Genomic DNA, 19431 nt, shown 5'->3' with positions numbered 1-19431 from the left:
GCCGCTACCCACTCAGTTCACCCTATTTAAACGTTATGCTAGTGAATGTTTTTCACTATCGCTAGTTTCTTATGAACGCATTGCGCTTTAACAGGTAATGATTCGCAAGCGATAAGCGGGACTTAAGCCTATACGGCCGCGACGACCCCACCGCCAACACCACGTTTTTTCAACAACTTGCTGTTATCAAAGCATTTCGTGGGCATGGCGTTACTATCCGCTTGCGCTGGCGCACCCAGGTGACAGGCACGCCTTGGCAAATAAGGAAACTCTAGGGAAGTCGCAACACGGCGCAGCCATGAGCCACACGCACTATTCGACCAACTCAGCGGCCTCATCAATACCCACGGAAACCAAACGCGAAACGCCGGGCTCTTGCATGGTGACCCCCATCAGGCGCTCGGCGGCTTCCATGGCAATCTTGTTGTGGGTGATATAGATGAACTGCACACTTTCGGACATCTCTTTCACCAGCTTGGCGTAGCGGCCAACGTTGGCGTCATCCAGCGGAGCGTCGACCTCATCCAGCATACAGAACGGGGCCGGGTTAAGCTGGAAGATGGCAAAGACCAGCGACAGCGCAGTTAGGGCTTTTTCCCCACCGGATAGCAGATGAATCGTGCTGTTCTTCTTACCCGGCGGGCGGGCCATGATGGCCACGCCGGTTTCCAACAGGTCATCACCGGTCAGCGTCAGCCACGCCGCCCCACCGCCAAACACACGGGGAAAGAGCGTTTGCAGACCGTTATTGACCTGATCGAACGTCTCCCGAAAACGGACGCGGGTTTCTTGATCGATCCGCTTGATCGCCCGCTCCAGCGTTTCCAGTGCTTCGGTGAGCTCGGCATGCTGGGCTTCTAGGTAATTACGCCGCTCGGCCTGCTGATCGTACTCCTCGATGGCCGCAAGGTTGATCGCCCCCAGGCGGCGGATTTTTTCCGAGGTACTTTCCAAACGCTCTTGCCACGCAGGTTCGCTGGCATCGCTGGGCAGCGTGCTGGCGAGCGCATCGGCATCGTGGCCTAGTTCTGCTAACTGCTCATCCTGGGTCGCTGCTTTGAGCGCCAGCGCCTGCACGTCCATGCGGCGCTGCTGGAGCTGTTCGCGACTCTGTTCAAGATTGCGCTCGTGCTGCTGGCGGGCTAACTCATCGTTGCGCAGCTGCTCGGCTAGCGCCTGGGCCTGTTGGCGCGTTTCGTTGAGCCGCCGTTCCTGCTGTTCGCGCTGGTGGAGCAGCTCTTCGAGCTCCTCTGCGGCCAGCTCGTCGGGCTCGACCAGCATTTCACGGGACTCTTCCAGCTCGGCAATACGCAGTGAGAGGCGCTCTTCGGTATCGCTTGAGCGGGACTGCTGCGCACGCAGGCTGTCGCGCTCGGCTTTTAAGCGCTCACGTTCCAAGGCCAGCGCCTGCTGCCGCGCTTTGAGCGGGGCATGCTGTTGGTTGAGCTGCTCGCGCTGCTCACGCTGGCGGTGGCGCTGTTCGGCGCTGGTTTCGCGGGCTTCTGCGGCGGTTTCCAGTTGCTCCATGGCCGTGTGCCAACGAGCGCGCTGCTCTTCTAAAGTAAGTGTTAACTCCGCCTCATCTTCTTGCAGCTGGGCCAGTTCGTCGTCCAGCTCCGTGGCGCGACTGGAGAGATGCTCAAGGCGTTGGGCAAGCCGCTGCTCTTGCACTGCTAGCTGTTGGCGGGTGGCCGCGTGGTCACGCTCCTGCTCCGCCTGCTGCTCACGGGTCAGTTCTAACGTTTCAATCGTCTCGTTGGCGGCTTCGCACTGTTCATCCAAGAGCGCCAGCGCCTCTTCCGCCCGCTCACGCTCTGCGGCCAGCTCCTCAAAGCGACGACGAGTGACCAGTAGCGCATCGACGCCTTCGCCATTGGATTGCTGATGCAGCCAACCGCGACCGCGCCATACGCCGTCTTGGCTAACCACACTCTCACCGGGAGCAAGCGTAGGCAACAACGCTTCCGCCGCGTCAGCAGTATCAACATAGTGAATACTCGCCAACCACTCCGTCAGCGCGCCCGCGCCTTTCACCAAATCGCTGAGGCGATGGCCTGGGCCCGCCGTGGCTGTGGAAGGCGGCGCTTGATCAATCAAGCACCACTCCGTCGCCAGCGCTTCGGGCAGCGCGTTTAGCTGATGGGCAGCTACCAGTCGGGCGTTTAACCAAGGGGCGAGTAGCCAGGAAATAACCCGCTCCCAGCCTTGGCTGACCGAAATGGCTTCACCCAAGCGGGGTGCATCGGCGAGGCCATGAGCGGCCAGCGTTTCGCTTAGCTGAGGGTCGTGATCGGCCAGAGCGGCATCCATCAGCGCCTGCAGCGAGGCAAGTTCACCCTGCTGCTGGCTCAGCGCAGCGCGCTGCTCGTCGCGGCAGGTTACCGCTTGCTGGTAGGCGCTTTTGGCATCGCTGTAGCGCTGCTGCCACTGCTCACGCTCCACTTGGAAGGCGTCGGCACGTTGGTCGGCTTCTTCCAGGCGGGCTTGGTATTCGGCGTGCTCGTTTTGTAGCGCGGTCATGTCGGCCAGCTCGCCGCGCTGCTGGCGGCGGCGCTGCCCTTCTGCCTGCAGGCGGGCAATACGTTGCTCTAAGTCGCGCAGTTGGTCTTGGCTACGGTCGGCATCGCGGCTGGCCTCGCGCCAGCGGTTTTCGGCGTCGGCCCACTGCTGTTCAGCGGCTTCCAGCGCTGGCGTTGCGTCGGCCAGGGTCTGCTCGAGCAATTCGAGCTGCTCTTCCAGCGCTTCATGCTCGGGCAGCAGCTCCTCAAAGCGCTCATCGATCACCGCGAGCCGCTCCTGGTCGCCCTCGCTGACCTGGCGCTGCTCGTCGAGATCCCGTCGGGCGGTGGCAATGTCATTGGCCAACTGCGCTTCGCGGCTGCGGCGGTGGGCCTGGTCCTGCTCTAAGCGGGCAATGCGCGTGGTGGTTTCATAAAACTGCTGCTGGTGGCGGTCCAACACGTCGGCCAGCTCGTCGTGCTGTTCGCGGGCCTGCTCCAGGCGGGTTTCGCACTGACGCACGCCAAACACGTCTTTTTCGACGGCAATTTCCAGCTCGCGGACACGGCTCTCTTGGTGGGACTGTTCGGCCCGCAGGGCGCGGCCGCGCAGCAGCGCCAGCTCGCCTTTTAAGCGGTACTCCTGCTGCTTGAGCTCTTGGTAGCGCTTGGCGGCTTCCGCTTGGCGCTTGAGGCGTTCGAGCTGTTTATCCAGCTCTTCGCGAATATCGTCCAGGCGCTCCAGGTTCTCCTGGGTGCGCCGCATGCGGTTTTCGGTTTCCCGACGGCGCTCTTTGTACTTGGAAATCCCCGCGGCTTCTTCGAGGGTGGCGCGAAGGTCATCCGGGCGCGCTTCGATCAGCCGCGAGATCATCCCCTGGCCGATAATGGCGTAGGAGCGCGGGCCTAGGCCGGTCCCCATGAACAGGTCGGCGATATCCCGGCGGCGGCACTTCTGGCCGTTGAAGAAGTAGTTGGACTGGCCATCCCGGGTCACCAGGCGTTTGACGGCAATTTCTGAGTACTGGGCGTATAAACCGCCCATGCCGCCATCGCGGTTATCGAACTTCAGCTCGATAGAGGCCTGCCCTACCGGCTTACGTCCGGTAGAGCCGTTGAAGATAACGTCGGCCATGGATTCGCCGCGCAGGGTTTTGGCGGAGGACTCCCCCATCACCCAGCGCACGGCGTCGATAATATTGGATTTACCGCAGCCGTTGGGCCCAACGATGGCCGTCATGTTGCCATCGAAGGGCACGGTGACCGGATCGACAAAGGACTTGAACCCAACGAGACGTATAGAGGTTAAGCGCATTGCGACCCTTAGCAGCGGTAGCTTACGTGGTGGTTATTCAAAAACACGGTTAATAACGACATTGGCCGCATCGTCTTCGCTGATAGCACCTACGCTGACGCTCTCCAAATCGCCAAACAGGTCGCCCGGCTGCGGCGTGGCCTGCCCAGATTCTGAGACACGCACCACCAGGCGCGCTTCACGCACCTGGGAGATTTGCGCTTGCGGCGACATGGCGGCGGTATCGTCCAGCACCACGGTCATCGGCAGATCGGCAACCTGCGCGCGGATCACTGCCAGCGGCGGCAGCTCGCCGTCGATATCCCGCGCGGTGATGAACACCGTGGCGTCGTCACTGACGTTGTCTACCAGTGCCTCATCCATGGAAACGTGCACCCGCACCCCTTGGCCCTGAGCGGCGGCAGATGGCTCCGGTGCGACACCCATGCGCTCTTGGGCCACACGGATACCATCACGCAGGGAAGCAGCCGTCTCTGGGTCTGAAATATTGGCAACGGCACGGCGCCAACGGTCGACGGCCGTTTCATAATCACCGTTATCGAAGGCGTGAATGCCCAGAAGCCCCAACACGGTGGGCTGACGGGGGTCTAGTTCAAGCGTTTCATCGACCAGCGCCTGTACCTCGGGCGTTAACTCCCGCTCGGCCATGAAGAAGCGGAGCTGCGCCAACTGAGCGAGCAGCGGCGGAATGCGCCCTTCGATGGCGATCAAGCGCTCCAGCGCATCGACTGCTTTGTCAGGCTGACCGGTATCCCGGTAGAGTGGAAACAGCGAGCTCCACACGTTGGGGTTGTTAGGCTGGCGCTCGGCTTCGGCCTCCATGCGCTCCAGGAACATCATCAACGAGCCTTCCGGGTCGTTTCTGATCTCTTCTTGAATCGCGTAGAGCGTCAGGTCTCCTTCGGCACCGTTTTGCTGATACCAAAACGTACTGGCACCCACCACCGCTACCATGACCAGCGGCACCACCAGCCGTCCAGCGCTCGCAGCTTTCAGTGGCCGCTTGGCCTGAGTGGCAGTGTCTTCCAGCAGGCTGCGCTCTAGCTCTAGGCGATCTTCATTAAAACGAGCGTCGTCGATGTCGCCACGCTCGCGTGCCGCTTCCAGGGACGCCATGCGCCGCTGGAAAATCGCCACGTTCTGCTCGGCAGACGTATCGTTGGCTTCAAAGTGATCTAGCTGGTCGCGCAGAACGCGGGCACCGCGCATGGGGGCAACTAATAGCCACAGCGCGGGCAGTAACAGTAAGGCAATCGCTATCCAGAGCGGTGTCATGAAGACCTCTCGCGGTTAATCAGGGCATCCAAGCGGGCGCGTTCTTCTGCGCTCAACGCTTTCGCAGATGCATTGCGGCGGGCGCGTACCATCAGCACGACGACCAGCATGCCTAGCACCACCAACCCAATGGGTAGCCCCCACAGCAGGTAGGTGCGGTTTTCCAGGCGCGGGTTGTAGAGGATGTACTCCCCAAAGCGCTGCACCATGTGGTTGATGATTTCGATATCCGACTGACCGTCTTGAAGCAGCTGATAGACCCGTTCGCGCATATCACCAGAGATCGGCGCGTCCGAGTCATCGATAGCCTGGTTTTCGCATAACGGGCAGCGCATGGAGGCCGTGAGGTCACGGTAGCGCTGCTCCATCACCGGGTCGTCGAACTCGCGAACTTCAATGCCTGCCGCCACGACACTGCCCGCCAGTGCCAGCAGCATCACGGCGAAGATCCCACGCATTAACGCCATTTTTCTACCTCCGGCAGGATGCGTTCACGAACGTCTTCAGGTGACACGTAGCCTTTATGGTGGTAGCGAATCACTCCATCGGCATCCACCAAGAACGTTTCCGGTGCGCCGTAAACGCCAAGATCAAAGCCCAGGCTGCCTTCAGGGTCGAAAACATTCACTTCAAAGGGGTCGCCAAACTCGCTTAAAAACTCTAAGCCTTTCTCGCGGGTATCTCGGTAGTTGATGCCCACCATACGGATGCCGTTATCAGCGAGTTCTAACAGCTGCGGCATTTCCTGCTTGCAGGCGGGACACCATTCGCCCCATACGTTGACGAGCGTGACCTCCCCTGTCAGCAGCGATTGATCCACCTGACGGTTGGCATCCCGCAACGTGGAGGCTTCGAACGCAGGAAAATCCCGCGCCATCAGCGCTGAGTCTCGCTGTGAAGGGTCGCGCCCCAGCCCTTGATAGAGAAACAGCGCGATGCCCACAAAACCGATGGGTAAAAGAAGCAACAGCAGGCGGCGTGTCATACCGTGGCCTCCTGTGACGGAGATTGATCAATACGTGAGGATGCAGGTTGGCGCGCGGCTGCGCGGCGGTAGCGCTTATCCGCTACGGCCAAGATGCCGCCGAAGGCCATGAGCAGGCCGCCTAACCACAGCCAGCGCACAAACGGCTTGTACTGGACGCGCATGGCATAGCTGCCGTCGCCCAGGTCTTCACCCATGGCCACATAGAGGTCGCGGAACAAACCAGGGCGCAGCGCAACTTGGGTCATGGGCATGCCGGTGGCGAGGTAAAGGCGCTTCTCGGGGCGCATCACGAAGCTGCGTCCCTCGTCCCCGCGCTGTACCTGAATGATCGAAGTATCGGCCAGGAAGTTGGGGCCACGTCGGTTGGTGAGTTCCGTCATGGTGAACTGATAGCCCGCCACTTCCACGGTGGTGCCCGGCGACATGCGCACGTTGCGTTCGATGTTGTAGTTCGAAACGACGGCAACGCCCACGATGGTCACCGCAATGCCCACGTGGCCCAGCACCATTCCCCAATAAGAGAGCGAGAGCTTGCGCAGCCCGGCGACAAACGAGCTGGCGTGACGGGTCTTGTCGAACAGGTCGCGCACCATCGGCAAGACGATCCACAGCGCAGAAATAATGCCCAGCGACACCCACAGGTTCCATTCGCCGCCGTAGACCAACGGCATGGCCACACCCAGCACGATGGCAGCTGCCGCCGCGAGACCTAGCTTGCGCCACAGCTCACGACCGCTCATGCTTTTCCAGCGCGCCACCGGCCCCAAGCCCATGAAGACACACATCACCACGGTGAGCGGTACGAACAGCGCATTGAAGTAAGGCGGGCCTACGCTGATTTTACCCAACCCCAGAGAATCCAGAATCAGCGGGTACACCGTGCCCAAGAGCACCGTGACGGTCATGATGACCAAAATGATGTTGTTGATCAGCAGCAGCGAATCCCGCGAGAGCCAGTTAAAACCGACCTTATGGCTCACCCGCGGCGCACGCAGGGCAAACACTAGCAGCGATAGCGTGACGGTAATCGCCAGCAGCATCAAAATGAAGAAGCCACGGGTGGGGTCATTGGCAAAGGCATGGACCGAGGTCAGTACGCCCGAGCGCACCAAGAAGGTGCCCATCAGCGACAGCGAGAACGTCGAGATCGCCAGCAGCACCGTCCAGCTCTTGAACGAGCCACGTTTTTCGGTCACCGCCAGCGAGTGAACCAGTGCCGTGCCCGTTAGCCAGGGCAATAGCGAAGCGTTCTCCACCGGGTCCCAGAACCACCAGCCGCCCCAGCCAAGCTCGTAGTAGGCCCACCAGCTGCCGAGTGCGATCCCGACGGTGAGAAACGCCCAGGCCACGTTGGTCCAGGGGCGCGCCCAGCGGGTCCAAGCGGCGTCTAAGCGCCCGCCCAGCAGGGCGGCAATCGCGAAAGCAAACACCACCGAAAAGCCCACATAACCCATGTAGAGCATCGGCGGGTGAACCACTAGGCCAAAATCCTGCAACAGCGGATTCAGGTCGGCGCCATCTTGCGGCATGTTGGGCAGCAAGCGCTCGAAGGGGTTGGAGGTCATCAAAATGAAGAGCAAGAAGCCCACACACACCATGCCCATGATGCCCTGCACTCTGGCCACCATGTCGCGGGGCAAGTCGCCCGAGAAGACCGATGCCGCGAATCCCCAACCCGCCAGCATCAAGCTCCATAGCAGCACCGAGCCTTCATGGTTACCCCACACGGCGCTGAATTTGTAGTACCAGGGCAGCAGAGAGTTGGAGTTGTTAGCGACATTAGCCACGCTGAAATCGTCCAGCATGTAGCTGGCGGTCAAGCAGAGGTAGGCAATGGTCACAAACAGGAATTGGCCGATGGCCATGGGACGACCATAGGCCATCCACAGCGGGCGACGCGTGGCAGCCCCGGCAAGCGGCATCACCGCCTGAACCACCGCCATGAGTAGCGCGATGACCAGGGCAAAGTGGCCGATTTCAGGAATGATCTTAATCAACATGGGTGCTCCGAATTAGCATCAGGCTTTATCGCACAGCGTGCGTGCAGTCGTTAATAGTCGCTTCCTTCTGGGGAGCCTTCCTGCTCTAGGCGCTTGCCCACTTCGGCAGCTTTCGCTTGAAAGTCGGCCGGGGAGTAGCCTGCTTCTTCCAGTGCCTGCGCCACTTCGGGCGGCATGTAGTTTTCATCGTGGCGCGCCAGTACTTTATCGGCGTAGAGGCGGCCATCGGCCTGAAGCTCGCCAACCACCACCACGCCCTGCCCTTCACGGAACAGGTCCGGCAGAATACCGCTGTAGTAGACCTCTAGATCATCCACGTAGTCAGTCACTACGAACTCAACATCGAGGCTTTCCGGGTCGCGGGACACAGAGCCCTCTTTGACCATGCCCCCCGCGCGAATTTGGCGCTCCATAGGGGCATCGCCTTGGGCAATTTGTACCGGGCTGAAAAACAGATTGATATTGGCGCGCAGCGCATACAGGGTGAGCCCCACCGCAATGGCGGTGAGCGACAATAGCCCTAAGATAACAAACAGCTTCTGTTTACGTTTAGGCGTCATGGTGAACGTCCTTCTGAGCAGAGTTAACTGGCTCTTGCAGGGGCTGCGCGTGCGATGGCTGAGCGTTGCGCTGGGCATTTTCACGACGCGCCCGGCGCTTTACCACGTTGAGTAGCTGGCGGCGCTCCTGACGTGCGTGCCACACAATCACTAGCATCAACAGCGCAGTGACTCCCCAGGCAGCCCACACGTAGACCGCGTGACCGCCCATGGCAAAAAATTCGTTTAGCGAGGAAAAGGCCATTAGTTCGTCTCCTCGGCAAGCTCGCGCACCCAGCGCTTATTGGCTTCTCGACGCAGAATCTCGCTGCGCGTGCGCATCAGCGTGAGCGCAATAAAAAAAGCTGTAAAAGCCCAATACCATGATCAGCAGCGGTGCCCACATGTCCATGGTCATGGCAGAGCGCCCTGTAATCGTGAAAGTGGCGGGCTGGTGAAGGGTGTACCACCAATCCACTGAGTACTTAATAATCGGAATATTGATCACGCCCACCATCGCTAGCACCGACGCGGCACGGGAGCCGCTATCGCGGCTGCTAAACGCACCGCGCAAGGCAATTACGCCCAGGTAGAGAAACAGCAGAATCAGCATGGAGGTAAGCCGTGCATCCCACATCCACCAGGTTCCCCAGGTGGGCACGCCCCATACTGCGCCCGAAAAAAGCGCTACGAAGGTCATCGCGGCACCCAGCGGGGCCATCACGGTGGCGACCATATCCGCCACTTTGATCTTCCAGACCATGAATACCAGCCCGGAGACCGCCATGGAGACAAAGATGGATTGGGCTAGGAATGCGGCGGGTACGTGGACATAAATGATGCGAAAACTATTGCCCTGTTGATAGTCCGCAGGCGCAAAGGCCAACCCCCAGACGGTGCCTACCAACAGCAGCAGCGTCGCCGCCACCCAAAAAAGTGGCTGCAGCTTGGCGCTAATGGCATAGAACCACTTGGGTGATCTTAGTTTGTTGATAAAGGCCCACATGGTGTTCCCGTCCTCTAACCGTTAATGCTGATGCGCAGCGATGCCGCAATGGCCCAGGGAGCCAACATCAGCGCCAGCGCTAACAGTGCGCCTAAAATCGCCAGATGCGCGGCAATACCCTCGCCAAAAATAGCGGCTTGTACGGCACCTGCGCCGAAAATTAGTACTGGTATATAGAGCGGCAGCACTAGCAGCGAGAGCAGCACACCGCCACGGGCCAGCCCTACTGTTAGCGCCGCTCCGATCGCCCCAATTAAGCTCAAGCTGGCCGTACCGAGTGCCAACGACAGCGCTAGCACGGCGTAGCTTCCCGCTGGAAGCGACAGCATGATGCCCAGCAGCGGTGCCATCAGTGCCAGCGGCAGCCCCGTCAGCAACCAATGTACCGCCACTTTTGCCAACCCCAGCGCCGCCAGCGGCTGGGGTGCCAGTAATAGTTGTTCCAGGCTGCCATCGTCGTAGTCGCTGCGAAACAGGCTATCCAGCGAAAGCAGTGCCGCGAGCAGTGCGGCCACCCATAAAAGCCCTGGCGCAATGCTTGCCAACAGCTCTGGATCCGGTGAAATACCAATGGGAAACAGGGTAATCACCAGCGCAAAGAACACCAGCGGATTGAGCACTTCGCCACGACGGCGCAACATCAAGGTGAGGTCGCGTTTGAGGGTTGCCTTTATGGCCACCATCAAACCGCCCTGGGGTGCATGCATAGCCACCTCTGGGGTGCTCAGTTGAGCGTATGAACGTTGCAACGCTGTCTCCTTCTTACCCCAGCTGAATGCGCCTAAGCACAGGTGACTCGGTCAACGCGTGGTGGGTGGTGACCAGAACGCAGCCGCCAGACTGTGCATGCGCCACCAACTGTGCCTCTAGCGCCGCCACCCCTTGGCGATCGATTGCGGTGAAAGGCTCGTCGAGCACCCACAGCACCCGCTGGGTCAGGGTCAGGCGTGCCAGCGCCACGCGCCGCTGCTGCCCGGCTGAAAGCTGGCCGGCGGGGACATCTTCAAACCCCGCCAACCCAACGGCAGCCAACGCTGCCTCACGTGCAGGTTCGCTGCCCTTTTCCCCGCTAAGCGCCTGATACCAAGCTAGATTCTCCAGCGGTGACAGGCCTGCTTTCACGCCTGGGGCATGACCTAGATAGAGTAAATTGGCGAGAAAATGTTCACGGGCTTGGCGCATGGGTTCGCCATTCCAGTAAAGCTCGCCACGGTAATCGGTTAATTGGCCAGAGAGTATTTTCAGCAGGGTCGTCTTGCCGCTGCCGTTGGGGCCTTCAATGCGCACGATCTCACCGCTTTGGATATCGAGATCGAGCCCTTCAAACAGCCAACGGTCGTCGCGTTCACAGGCCAATTGTCGGGCTTGCAGGCACAGGCTCAAAAGACACTCCAGGCACGTTGATTTTGGGTCGAACTCTACACGGAAAGGCCCTTTCTCGCCAGTCACGCTCTGCGGTCTTGGGTCGCAGCGTGACCTGTCTCAATTTCCGCGTAAGAAACCCAGGTGTGAGACAGCACTAGCACTGTATGCAAAAACAGGCTTATACTGTAACAACTGTATAAATAGACACCACAGAATAAAACTACAGCTATCGACTCAATCAAACGCCTTGGCAACGGGCGCTGCATGGGAGAACACACTATGACGATTTGCCTATCCCCTCAGGTAACGTCTCACGTACCTTCTTACGTACCCTCTCAGACGCTGTCTCAACCGGTAGCGCCATCGACGCCTACCCCACTAGCGTCTCGCAGCGCCTCATCACATGCGCGCCAAGCGTGCACACCCCCTCGCGTCACACGTCGCAACACCTACGCCCTGCGTATTCGCGGCGATCGCATGCGCGACTGCAACCTCTTCGACGGCGATGTCATCATCATTCATCGCCACCAGCACGACGCTCATCAAGAAACCGTCGTAGCAACGATTAACCAGCGGGAAGTGGCGCTGAAGCAGCTCTCTATCAGCCGTTTAGGCATTCATTTATGGCCCGAAGATGCAGCGATGCCCGAAGTCTTCCTGCATAATTGTGATATCCAGGTGCTGGGCATGGTAATGGGCGTAGCCCACCACGCAACGGAAACCCGGCACCATTAACGTTATCCACCCTGCCGGGAGTACTATTTGCGCTATCGAGTCCCTGATTTAGCCCCTAAGACATGGCACACCGCCGAGATTGACGTTGAAAAGAGTCAGTTCTTGGCCTGGGTGTGCCACGCTCCTACCACCGACGCCTTCGACGCGCTGCTTCAAGCGGCCAAAGCTGCCCACCCGAATGCCAGCCATCACTGCACTGCGTTTATCGCCGGACCTCCTGGAGAGCAAACGCATATTGGCTTTTCCGACGACGGCGAGCCCGGCGGAACCGCAGGCCGTCCGATGTTCCAGGCGTTGCAGGGCAGCCAGATTGGCGAAATTGGTTGCGTGGTGATTCGCTACTTTGGCGGCACCAAGTTAGGTACCGGAGGTTTGGCACGCGCTTATGCGCAGGCGGTCAATGCCGGGCTGGAAACGCTGCCCACCCGGGAAGTCGTCGAGCGGGATAGCTATTTATTAAAGGTCCGCTTCGCCCACGAAGCGCAAGCCCGCGCTTGGTGCGACGAGCAGGCACTGCCCGTGCAACAGGCGGAGTACGATGGCAACGGAGTGAGCTTAACCATTGGCTGGCCACGCGATGTCGAGCTGGATATCAGCGGACTGGAAAACCGCCTTAAAACATCCATTGAGCTACAGCGAACATAAAAAAAACGCGGCTTACACGAGCGCTTGCTCGGTAAGCCGCGTTCTATAGCGGCAGACGTGCTGTCTAACTAGCCGCTTAGCCCAGGTACTTGATCATCACACCGGCAGCCACTGCCGAACCAATGACCCCAGCAACGTTCGGCCCCATGGCGTGCATCAGTAGGAAGTTATGCGGGTTCGCTTCCAGACCCACCTTATTCGCCACACGCGCCGCCATCGGCACGGCAGACACACCCGCCGCGCCAATCAGCGGGTTGATGGGCATTTTGCTGACTAGGTTCATCAGCTTGGCCATCAATACGCCAGCGGCGGTGCCGATGCCGAAGGCTACGATCCCCAGTCCCAGAATACCCAGGGTTTCAAACGCCAGGAAGCTATCGGCCATCAGTTTCGAGCCCACAGAGAGCCCGAGGATGATCGTCACGATATTGATCAGCGCGTTTTGCGCGGTATCGGAAAGGCGCTCAACCACACCGCACTCGCGCATCAGGTTACCAAAGCAGAACATGCCTAGCAGAGGTGCCGCGTCCGGTAGAAACAGCGCCACAGCGATCAACAGCATCAGCGGGAAGACCACTTTTTCGAGCTTGGAGACCGGACGCAGCTGCGTCATGGTGATCTTGCGCTCTTTTTCAGTGGTCAGAAGGCGCATGATCGGCGGTTGGATCAATGGCACCAGCGCCATATAGGCATAGGCGGCCACGGCAATCGCCCCCAGCAGCTCCGGCGCAAGTACGCTGGACACATAGATAGAGGTCGGGCCATCTGCCCCGCCGATAATACCAATCGCTGCCGCCTGATTGAGCGAGAAGTCCATAATGCCCATGGACGTGAGCAGCACGGCGCCGAACAGCGTAGCGAAAATGCCGAACTGTGCCGCCGCGCCCAGAAACAGCGTGCGCGGATTGGCCAGCAGCGGGCCAAAATCGGTCATCGCCCCTACGCCCATGAAGATCAGTAGCGGCGCGATACCAGAACCAATGGCAACCTTGTAGAAGTTATACAGCATGCCGTCGCTGTAGCCGACGCTCACTGCAATATCTTTCGCGGCGCGCAGCTGATCCGGCGCCGCCGAATCATGGGCAATCGCTTTCAGCGTCTCGCGCCAACCCTCTACCCCAGTCAGCGGATCTAGCGTCGCGCCCAACGCTGTAGCCATTTGCTGCAGCACGGCGGGCTTGGCGACTTCAATCGCTTGATCCAGCGCTGAAATCGCCAAGCCTGCCTCAGGAATATTGGCAAGAATACCGCCAAACCCGATTGGCACCAGCAGCAGGGGCTCAAACTTCTTGTAGATCGCCAGGTAGAGCAACCCAAGCCCTACCAGGATCATAACCGCTTGGCCCAGCTCCAGATTATAGAGCCCGGAGCCTTCCCATAAGGTAATTAATTTATCCATTCCCGAGTTGCCCTTAAAGCTCAATCAGTGCATCGCCAACAGCGACGCTATCGCCTTCGCTGACGTTGACTTTCGATACCGTACCGGCACTGCTGGCACGCACTTCGGTTTCCATCTTCATGGCTTCCAGGATAATCACCACATCGCCTTCGGCCACTTGGTCGCCTGGGCGTACATTCACCTTGAAGATGTTACCGGCCAGCGGCGCATCGATGCTTTCACCGCTGGGCGCTGGGGCGGCGGCCTCAGACTGTGCAGCAGGCTGCTCCTGAATATCGCCAATCTCGCCACCTTCCGACACCTCGACCACGTAAGCCTTACCGTTGAGCTTCACGGTGTAGGTTTCCGGACCACCGGCAGGCGCAGGTGCTGCTGCGGGAGCCTCTGCCTTAGCTGGGGCGGCTGCCTGAGGCGCTTCGGGCGCAGGCTCAAAGGCGTCTTTATTGTCGCGGTTTTTGAGGAATTTCAGGCCAATCTGCGGGAACAGCGCATAGGTCAGCACGTCATCCACTTCCCGCTCGCCCTCGGCAAGGCGAATGCTATCGGCGCTGGCTTTCTCTTTCAGCTCGGCCGCGAGCTTGTCCATTTCTGGAGAGAGATTATCTGCCGGGCGGCAAGTAATCGGCTCGCCGCCTTCCAGTACACGCTTTTGCAATTCGGCATTGAAAGGAGCCGGGGCAGAGCCGTATTCGCCCTTCAGCAGCGCCTGCACTTCTTTAGAGATCGACTTATAGCGCTCGCCCATCATGACGTTCATGACTGCCTGAGTGCCCACAATCTGTGAGGTGGGCGTCACCAACGGAATAAAGCCGAGGTCTTCGCGTACGCGGGGGATTTCGCTCAGCACGTCATCCAGCTTGTCGCCAGCGCCCTGCTCTTTTAGCTGGCTCTCCATATTGGTGAGCATACCGCCGGGAACTTGGGCCACCAGAATGCGCGAATCGATGCCGCGCAGCGAACCTTCAAAAGAAGCGTACTTTTTGCGCACTTCACGGAAGTAGCCGGCGATATCTTCCAGCAACTCCAGGTCTAGCCCAGTGTCGCGGTCAGTATCTTTGAGCATGGCAACCACGGATTCAGTCGGACTGTGGCCATAGGTCATCGACATGGAGGAGATCGCCGTATCGACGTTATCAACCCCCGCTTCGACCGCTTTCAGGATGGTCGACGTGGATAAGCCGGTCGTCGCATGGCAGTGCAAATGCACTGGAATGGAGAGCTCTTTTTTCAGCCGTGAGACCAAATCGTAAGCGGTATACGGCGTGAGTAGCCCCGCCATATCCTTGATAGCCAGAGAATCTGCGCCCATTGCAGCAATGGTTTTGGCAAGATCTACCCAGCTATCCAGGGTATGTACCGGACTCACCGTGTAGGAAATGGTGCCCTGTGCATGGCCACCGACTTGGCGAACCGCTTTGATGGCGCGCTCCAGGTTGCGTGGGTCGTTCATGGCGTCAAACACGCGGAATACGTCAACGCCGTTGGTTTTAGCGCGCTCGACGAATTTATCAACTACGTCATCGGCGTAGTGGCGGTAACCCAGCAGGTTTTGGCCGCGCAGCAGCATTGCCTGAGGTGTGTTCGGCATCGCCTCTTTAAGGGCACGAATACGCTCCCACGGGTCCTCTCCTAAATAACGGATACACGCATCGAAAGTGGCACCGCCCCAGGTTTCCAGAGACCAGTAGCCGACTTTATCCAGCTTTTCGGCGATGGGCAGCATGTCATCCAAGCGTAGGCGCGTAGCAAACAGCGATTGGTGAGCATCGCGCAGGACAACATCAGTGATTCCCAGAGGACGTTTTGTTTCATTCATGGTCGTGGCTCACAGTTTAGCGTTATGGATTTGTAGTAAATTTAACAAAAAAATAGCCATCAGAGCGAAATAAGCACACAAAAGCGTGCGTCTTACGGACGGCGGGACGAGCGGTAACGATGCACTGCAGCACTGATCACCGCGGCAACTTCGTCATTTTGGCCGTTACTGGCGGGTGTTTTTGCACTATTTCGACCCGCTGGCGCTGCCACGGGAGCAGGCTGAAAGCGGTCAATCAACTTCGACATCAGCGTAACGCTAATGACCAAAATAGTAAGAAAAACAAAAACAAAGCCCATACCAAGGCCCATTAGAGCGAGCCCCTCTTGGAGTAACTCCGACCCCTGCATAGCGTGCTCTCCTTGTTTTATAGGGTTATTGGCACGCCAAACGCCTCTAACGGCGCTTGGCGCAATAAGGGTAATACACTAACCTGCCACATTCAGGATAGAATGCAATCGCGCCATAGTGGAAGTCATGGTTGTTAATTTACTACATAAAGGCAAGATCGGTCTTGCACCGATGGAAGGCGTTATTGATGCGCTCACCCGCGATCTACTAACTCGCCAGGCCGGTTTCGACTGGACGGTGACGGAGTTTGTCAGGGTAGTGGATACCCGCCTTCCCCCACGGGTGTTTTACAAACACTGCCCCGAACTCACCAGCCGCCCGGTAGCGACGCCTAGCGGCGTACCCGTCCATCTGCAGCTACTCGGCTCCGACCCTAGGACACTAGCCGAAAATGCCCGCCAGGCGCTAGCCCTTGGAGCCATTTGCGTGGATCTCAACTTTGGCTGCCCAGCCAAGCTGGTGAACCGCCACGACGGCGGCGCATCGCTACTGCGCCAGCCAGACCGCGTCTACCAGGCCGTCAAAGCGGTCGCAGAGGCGCTAGACGGCGCAATTCCGGTGACCGCGAAGATTCGCCTGGGATTTGCCAATCGCCGCTTGGCGGTGGCCTGTGCGCAGGCGACGGAAGCAGGCGGTGCAGCGCGCTTGGTCGTACATGGCCGGACACGGGATGAGGGATATCGCCCACCCGCTCACTGGGAGTGGATTGGCAAAGTGCGCCACCACCTCTCGATCCCCGTGGTGGCCAATGGCGATATCTGGACGCTTGAGGATTACTGGAAGGCACGCACGCTCTCCGGCTGCTGCGATGTGATGCTCGGACGCAGCGCGCTGGCTGACCCCTGGCTGGCACCTCGGATTCGCTACTGGCAACAAACCGGCGAACGTTTGGCGGAAACCACTTGGGAAATGCGCGCCAGCGTACTGCAAGAGTACGCCGAGCTCCAGCGTCAACACCTTCCTGACCGGGTGGTCGTGTCGCTGGTGAAGCAGTGGCTTGCCCAGATGCGTCAAGGCAACGCTGAAGCCGACCAGCACTTTCAGCGCCTGAAGCGCCTGACCGACTTGGATGCACTTCTCGGCAGCCTTACCCCTAGCGCAAGCTCCCTCGCCGCCTACGAACCCGCCTAAGCCGGGCGAAGTGCCTGAACCAGCCGCCGTTGAACCTGCTGAGTCAAAGCGCCTATCGAGGCGCTTTTTTTCGACCCATACGCGGGCTCGACCCACCTCATTTCCTTCGAGCCAAAAAAAAGCGCCCTTCCGCAAAGTTGCGGGGGCGCTTTACACGATCGCAAGACTAACGCGCGAGCCACGTTAGTCAGGCTAGAAAACAGAAAACCCGCTCTCATTAAAGAGCGGGTTTTGAAATCTGGCGCGCCCGGGAGGATTCGAACCTCCGACCACCTGATTCGTAGTCAGGTACTCTATCCAGCTGAGCTACGGGCGCTTTTCAGTCATTGCCTAATTCGTCAAGCAATGAAATCAGTGTAACATCAAGCACTTAGCTTTGCAACTTGGCGCACCCGGGAGGATTCGAACCTCCGACCACCTGATTCGTAGTCAGGTACTCTATCCAGCTGAGCTACGGGCGCGTATCAAATTACGATGCTACATCATGCAGTTGGCGGAGAGAGAGGGATTCGAACCCTCGATAGGGCTATAAACCCTATACTCCCTTAGCAGGGGAGCGCCTTCAGCCACTCGGCCACCTCTCCTCAACGGCACGGCGCGAATATTACCGATTTTGATGACTGGTGTCCAGTCTTATTCCGATTTTTTTCGCGCTGGCCTAAAATCACCGCTTAAACGCCCTTTAATGAGCGTAACACGGGCGGCCATTTATTCTGATTCGCTTTCACTATTACGTTCACGCTGAATGCGCTGATAGATCTCTTCACGGTGAACCGCGACATCTTTTGGTGCGTTCACACCAATGCGCACTTGATTACCTTTCACACCTAATACTGTGACGGTAATTTCATCACCGATCATCAGCGTTTCGCCAACGCGGCGGGTTAGGATGAGCATGGCTGATCTCCTTCTCAGACGTTTTATACAACGGGATGTGTCCGCCAGCGGCGTCACCATGCCATTATGCGGCATGGTGACGCCTGCCACCAAAGGCTTTGGCCCCTATGACACCTTACCCTCCCGTTGAAAGAAAGCTCACCACCACACGGCAGCGAGTAACTTCAGCGTAGAAGGTTTAGGCCACAATTGTTATTCAGATTCGATATCGGACTTATCGAGACCAAACGCTTTGTGTAAGGCGTTAACTGCAAGCTCCATATGTTTTTCGTCAATTACGACAGAAATTTTAATTTCTGAAGTAGAGACCATACGGATATTAACGTTTTCATCGGCCAATACGCGGAACATTTTAGAGGCAACACCCGCATGAGAGCGCATGCCAACGCCGACCAGCGACACTTTGGCAATGTTGTCATCGCCGCGCAGCTCACCTCCGCCCAGGTCAGGAATAACGGTCTCTTCTAGCAGCTTTTTGGTGGCTTTATAGTCACCTTTTGCCACGGTGAAGGTGAAGTCGGTGTAATCGCCAGCTGGTGCAACGTTCTGGACGATCATATCTACTTCAATATTCGCGTCGGCAATCGGCCCCAAAATACGTGAAGCCACACCAGGTACATCCGGCGTATTCAGCAGGGTGAGTTTGGCTTCGTTCTTGGTAAACGCGATACCGGAGATTAGCGGTTCTTCCATAGAATCCTCGTCTTGGTCTGAATCTGCAACAATCAGGGTGCCAGGGCCGTCTTCAAAGCTAGACAGTACCCGCAGCGGCACGTTGTATTTACCGGCGAATTCAACAGCGCGAATTTGCAGCACTTTGGAGCCCAAACTAGCGAGTTCGAGCATTTCTTCTACGGTGATGCTTTCAAGGCGCTGCGCTTTGGAACATACACGGGGGTCCGTGGTGTAAACACCGTCTACGTCGGTATAGATTTGGCACTCATCAGCCCCCAAGGCGGCAGCAAGCGCCACGCCGGTGGTATCAGAGCCGCCACGCCCCAGCGTGGTGATATTGCCGTCTTCGTCTACGCCTTGGAAACCAGCGACCACCACGACCTTCCCTGCATCCAGGTCAGATTTGAGATCGTCAGTTTCAATACGCTGAATACGCGCCTTGGTGTAGGCGCTGTCGGTATGAATCCCTACCTGGGCACCCGTGTGCGAGGTCGCCGACACGCCAATTTGCTGTAGCGCCATGGCCAGTAGGGAAATGGTCACCTGCTCCCCTGTTGAGAGCAACATATCCATTTCACGCGGGGCGGGATCCTCGTTCAGAGCATGGGCCATTTCGGTCAGGCGGTTGGTCTCGCCGCTCATCGCGGAGACAACAACCACTACCTGATGGCCCTGGTCGCGAAAGCCTTTAACTTTTTCCGCCACGGCCTTGATACGGTCGACAGAGCCCACCGAAGTGCCGCCGAACTTCTGTACGTATAGTGCCATATGCCGTTTTTCCTTTACGTTCGGGAAT

The 19431-nt window shown here is 58.5% G+C and carries 17 protein-coding genes, 3 tRNA genes and 1 pseudogene; 3 read left to right on the top strand and 18 right to left on the bottom strand.

The window, feature by feature from the left end; all coding sequences use genetic code 11:
• Nucleotides 1–312: 312 nt before the first annotated feature.
• From smc to ccmA, 10 genes and pseudogenes are all read right to left on the bottom strand, one after another.
• Nucleotides 313–3813: a chromosome segregation protein SMC gene (gene smc, locus A3220_RS00595; RefSeq protein ID WP_044629987.1), complete on the bottom strand. Its 3501-nt coding sequence runs from the start codon at nucleotides 3811–3813 to the stop codon at nucleotides 313–315.
• Nucleotides 3814–3846: 33 nt separating this feature from the next.
• Nucleotides 3847–5088: a c-type cytochrome biogenesis protein CcmI gene (gene ccmI / locus A3220_RS00590; RefSeq protein WP_062372370.1), complete on the bottom strand. Its 1242-nt coding sequence runs from the start codon at nucleotides 5086–5088 to the stop codon at nucleotides 3847–3849.
• Nucleotides 5085–5555, bottom strand: coding sequence for a cytochrome c-type biogenesis protein (locus tag A3220_RS00585; protein ID WP_062372367.1), 471 nt, complete (start codon nucleotides 5553–5555; stop codon nucleotides 5085–5087). Before A3220_RS00585 ends, ccmI begins: the two co-directional genes overlap by 4 nt.
• Nucleotides 5546–6073, bottom strand: a complete 528-nt coding sequence (locus A3220_RS00580; protein ID WP_058579615.1) for a DsbE family thiol:disulfide interchange protein — start codon at nucleotides 6071–6073, stop codon at nucleotides 5546–5548. The genes A3220_RS00585 and A3220_RS00580 overlap by 10 nt, the downstream gene beginning before the upstream one ends.
• Nucleotides 6070–8076 (bottom strand): heme lyase CcmF/NrfE family subunit, encoded by a 2007-nt coding sequence (locus tag A3220_RS00575; RefSeq protein ID WP_062372364.1) that lies wholly within the window; start codon nucleotides 8074–8076, stop codon nucleotides 6070–6072. Before A3220_RS00575 ends, A3220_RS00580 begins: the two co-directional genes overlap by 4 nt.
• 50 nt (nucleotides 8077–8126) lie before the next feature.
• Entirely contained in the window at nucleotides 8127–8636 is a 510-nt protein-coding gene (ccmE, locus tag A3220_RS00570; RefSeq protein ID WP_044629992.1) for a cytochrome c maturation protein CcmE, read from the bottom strand.
• On the bottom strand, nucleotides 8626–8880 hold the full coding sequence (gene ccmD, locus A3220_RS00565) for a heme exporter protein CcmD (RefSeq protein ID WP_044629993.1): 255 nt from the start codon (nucleotides 8878–8880) through the stop codon (nucleotides 8626–8628). The genes ccmE and ccmD overlap by 11 nt, the downstream gene beginning before the upstream one ends.
• Nucleotides 8880–9621 (bottom strand): annotated as a pseudogene (locus tag A3220_RS00560) (heme ABC transporter permease). The gene ccmD and the pseudogene A3220_RS00560 overlap by 1 nt, the downstream one beginning before the upstream one ends.
• Before the next feature lie 14 nt (nucleotides 9622–9635).
• Nucleotides 9636–10328, bottom strand: coding sequence for a heme exporter protein CcmB (ccmB, locus tag A3220_RS00555; RefSeq protein ID WP_062372482.1), 693 nt, complete (start codon nucleotides 10326–10328; stop codon nucleotides 9636–9638).
• A 55-nt stretch (nucleotides 10329–10383) separates the two neighbouring features.
• Nucleotides 10384–11004, bottom strand: a complete 621-nt coding sequence (gene ccmA, locus A3220_RS00550) for a cytochrome c biogenesis heme-transporting ATPase CcmA (RefSeq protein WP_062372361.1) — start codon at nucleotides 11002–11004, stop codon at nucleotides 10384–10386.
• A gap of 261 nt (nucleotides 11005–11265) precedes the next feature.
• Here ccmA and A3220_RS17660 point away from each other — a divergent pair, with 261 nt between their 5' ends.
• Together A3220_RS17660 and A3220_RS00540 are read left to right on the top strand one after the other, a co-directional pair.
• Nucleotides 11266–11721, top strand: coding sequence for a S24 family peptidase (locus tag A3220_RS17660; protein WP_252860388.1), 456 nt, complete (start codon nucleotides 11266–11268; stop codon nucleotides 11719–11721).
• 27 nt (nucleotides 11722–11748) lie between these two features.
• A complete protein-coding gene (locus A3220_RS00540) occupies nucleotides 11749–12366 on the top strand; it encodes a YigZ family protein (protein WP_062372356.1) in 618 nt (205 codons plus the stop codon).
• Between the two features lie 76 nt (nucleotides 12367–12442).
• Here A3220_RS00540 and A3220_RS00535 read toward each other — a convergent pair whose 3' ends face one another.
• The 3 genes from A3220_RS00535 to A3220_RS00525 form a co-directional block, all read right to left on the bottom strand.
• The gene (locus tag A3220_RS00535; RefSeq protein WP_044629999.1) at nucleotides 12443–13765 is read right to left on the bottom strand and encodes a sodium ion-translocating decarboxylase subunit beta; all 1323 of its coding nucleotides are present in this window, start codon (nucleotides 13763–13765) and stop codon (nucleotides 12443–12445) included.
• Between the two features lie 13 nt (nucleotides 13766–13778).
• Nucleotides 13779–15581 (bottom strand): sodium-extruding oxaloacetate decarboxylase subunit alpha, encoded by a 1803-nt coding sequence (oadA, locus tag A3220_RS00530; protein WP_044630000.1) that lies wholly within the window; start codon nucleotides 15579–15581, stop codon nucleotides 13779–13781.
• A 92-nt stretch (nucleotides 15582–15673) separates the two neighbouring features.
• Entirely contained in the window at nucleotides 15674–15931 is a 258-nt protein-coding gene (locus A3220_RS00525) for an OadG family transporter subunit (protein ID WP_044630001.1), read from the bottom strand.
• 127 nt (nucleotides 15932–16058) lie between these two features.
• Between A3220_RS00525 and A3220_RS00520 the strand changes: the two genes are divergently transcribed.
• Nucleotides 16059–17063: a tRNA-dihydrouridine synthase gene (locus A3220_RS00520; RefSeq protein ID WP_252860387.1), complete on the top strand. Its 1005-nt coding sequence runs from the start codon at nucleotides 16059–16061 to the stop codon at nucleotides 17061–17063.
• Nucleotides 17064–17302: 239 nt separating this feature from the next.
• On the opposite strand, the gene A3220_RS00515 is transcribed toward A3220_RS00520, so the two are convergent.
• From A3220_RS00515 to A3220_RS00495, 5 genes are all read right to left on the bottom strand, one after another.
• A tRNA-Arg gene (locus A3220_RS00515) sits at nucleotides 17303–17379 on the bottom strand.
• 68 nt (nucleotides 17380–17447) lie between these two features.
• Nucleotides 17448–17524 (bottom strand) — tRNA-Arg (locus tag A3220_RS00510).
• Nucleotides 17525–17554: 30 nt separating this feature from the next.
• A tRNA-Ser gene (locus A3220_RS00505) sits at nucleotides 17555–17647 on the bottom strand.
• A gap of 124 nt (nucleotides 17648–17771) precedes the next feature.
• The gene (gene csrA, locus A3220_RS00500) at nucleotides 17772–17960 is read right to left on the bottom strand and encodes a carbon storage regulator CsrA (protein WP_009722197.1); all 189 of its coding nucleotides are present in this window, start codon (nucleotides 17958–17960) and stop codon (nucleotides 17772–17774) included.
• Between the two features lie 192 nt (nucleotides 17961–18152).
• The gene (locus A3220_RS00495) at nucleotides 18153–19403 is read right to left on the bottom strand and encodes an aspartate kinase (protein ID WP_044630003.1); all 1251 of its coding nucleotides are present in this window, start codon (nucleotides 19401–19403) and stop codon (nucleotides 18153–18155) included.
• Between the last annotated feature and the right edge of the window lie 28 nt (nucleotides 19404–19431).

Source organism: Halomonas sp. KX33721, from assembly GCF_001596805.1.
Taxonomy (GTDB): Bacteria; Pseudomonadota; Gammaproteobacteria; order Pseudomonadales; family Halomonadaceae; genus Vreelandella; species Vreelandella aquamarina.
This window is presented reverse-complemented; position numbering and strand designations above follow the sequence as displayed.

Bases quoted from the DNA above. Each gene is read 5' to 3' on its own strand.
- ccmD (WP_044629993.1), bottom strand. From the start codon at position 8,880: ATGGCCTTTTCCTCGCTAAACGAATTTTTTGCCATGGGCGGTCACGCG.
- A3220_RS00535 (WP_044629999.1), bottom strand. From the start codon at position 13,765: ATGGATAAATTAATTACCTTATGGGAAGGCTCCGGGCTCTATAATCTG.
- A3220_RS00575 (WP_062372364.1), bottom strand. From the start codon at position 8,076: ATGTTGATTAAGATCATTCCTGAAATCGGCCACTTTGCCCTGGTCATC.
- ccmI (WP_062372370.1), bottom strand. From the start codon at position 5,088: ATGACACCGCTCTGGATAGCGATTGCCTTACTGTTACTGCCCGCGCTG.
- smc (WP_044629987.1), bottom strand. From the start codon at position 3,813: ATGCGCTTAACCTCTATACGTCTCGTTGGGTTCAAGTCCTTTGTCGAT.
- A3220_RS00580 (WP_058579615.1), bottom strand. From the start codon at position 6,073: ATGACACGCCGCCTGCTGTTGCTTCTTTTACCCATCGGTTTTGTGGGC.
- oadA (WP_044630000.1), bottom strand. From the start codon at position 15,581: ATGAATGAAACAAAACGTCCTCTGGGAATCACTGATGTTGTCCTGCGC.
- A3220_RS00495 (WP_044630003.1), bottom strand. From the start codon at position 19,403: ATGGCACTATACGTACAGAAGTTCGGCGGCACTTCGGTGGGCTCTGTC.
- A3220_RS00585 (WP_062372367.1), bottom strand. From the start codon at position 5,555: ATGGCGTTAATGCGTGGGATCTTCGCCGTGATGCTGCTGGCACTGGCG.
- ccmB (WP_062372482.1), bottom strand. From the start codon at position 10,328: ATGCATGCACCCCAGGGCGGTTTGATGGTGGCCATAAAGGCAACCCTC.
- A3220_RS00525 (WP_044630001.1), bottom strand. From the start codon at position 15,931: ATGCAGGGGTCGGAGTTACTCCAAGAGGGGCTCGCTCTAATGGGCCTT.
- csrA (WP_009722197.1), bottom strand. From the start codon at position 17,960: ATGCTCATCCTAACCCGCCGCGTTGGCGAAACGCTGATGATCGGTGAT.
- ccmE (WP_044629992.1), bottom strand. From the start codon at position 8,636: ATGACGCCTAAACGTAAACAGAAGCTGTTTGTTATCTTAGGGCTATTG.
- A3220_RS00520 (WP_252860387.1), top strand. From the start codon at position 16,059: ATGGTTGTTAATTTACTACATAAAGGCAAGATCGGTCTTGCACCGATG.
- A3220_RS17660 (WP_252860388.1), top strand. From the start codon at position 11,266: ATGACGATTTGCCTATCCCCTCAGGTAACGTCTCACGTACCTTCTTAC.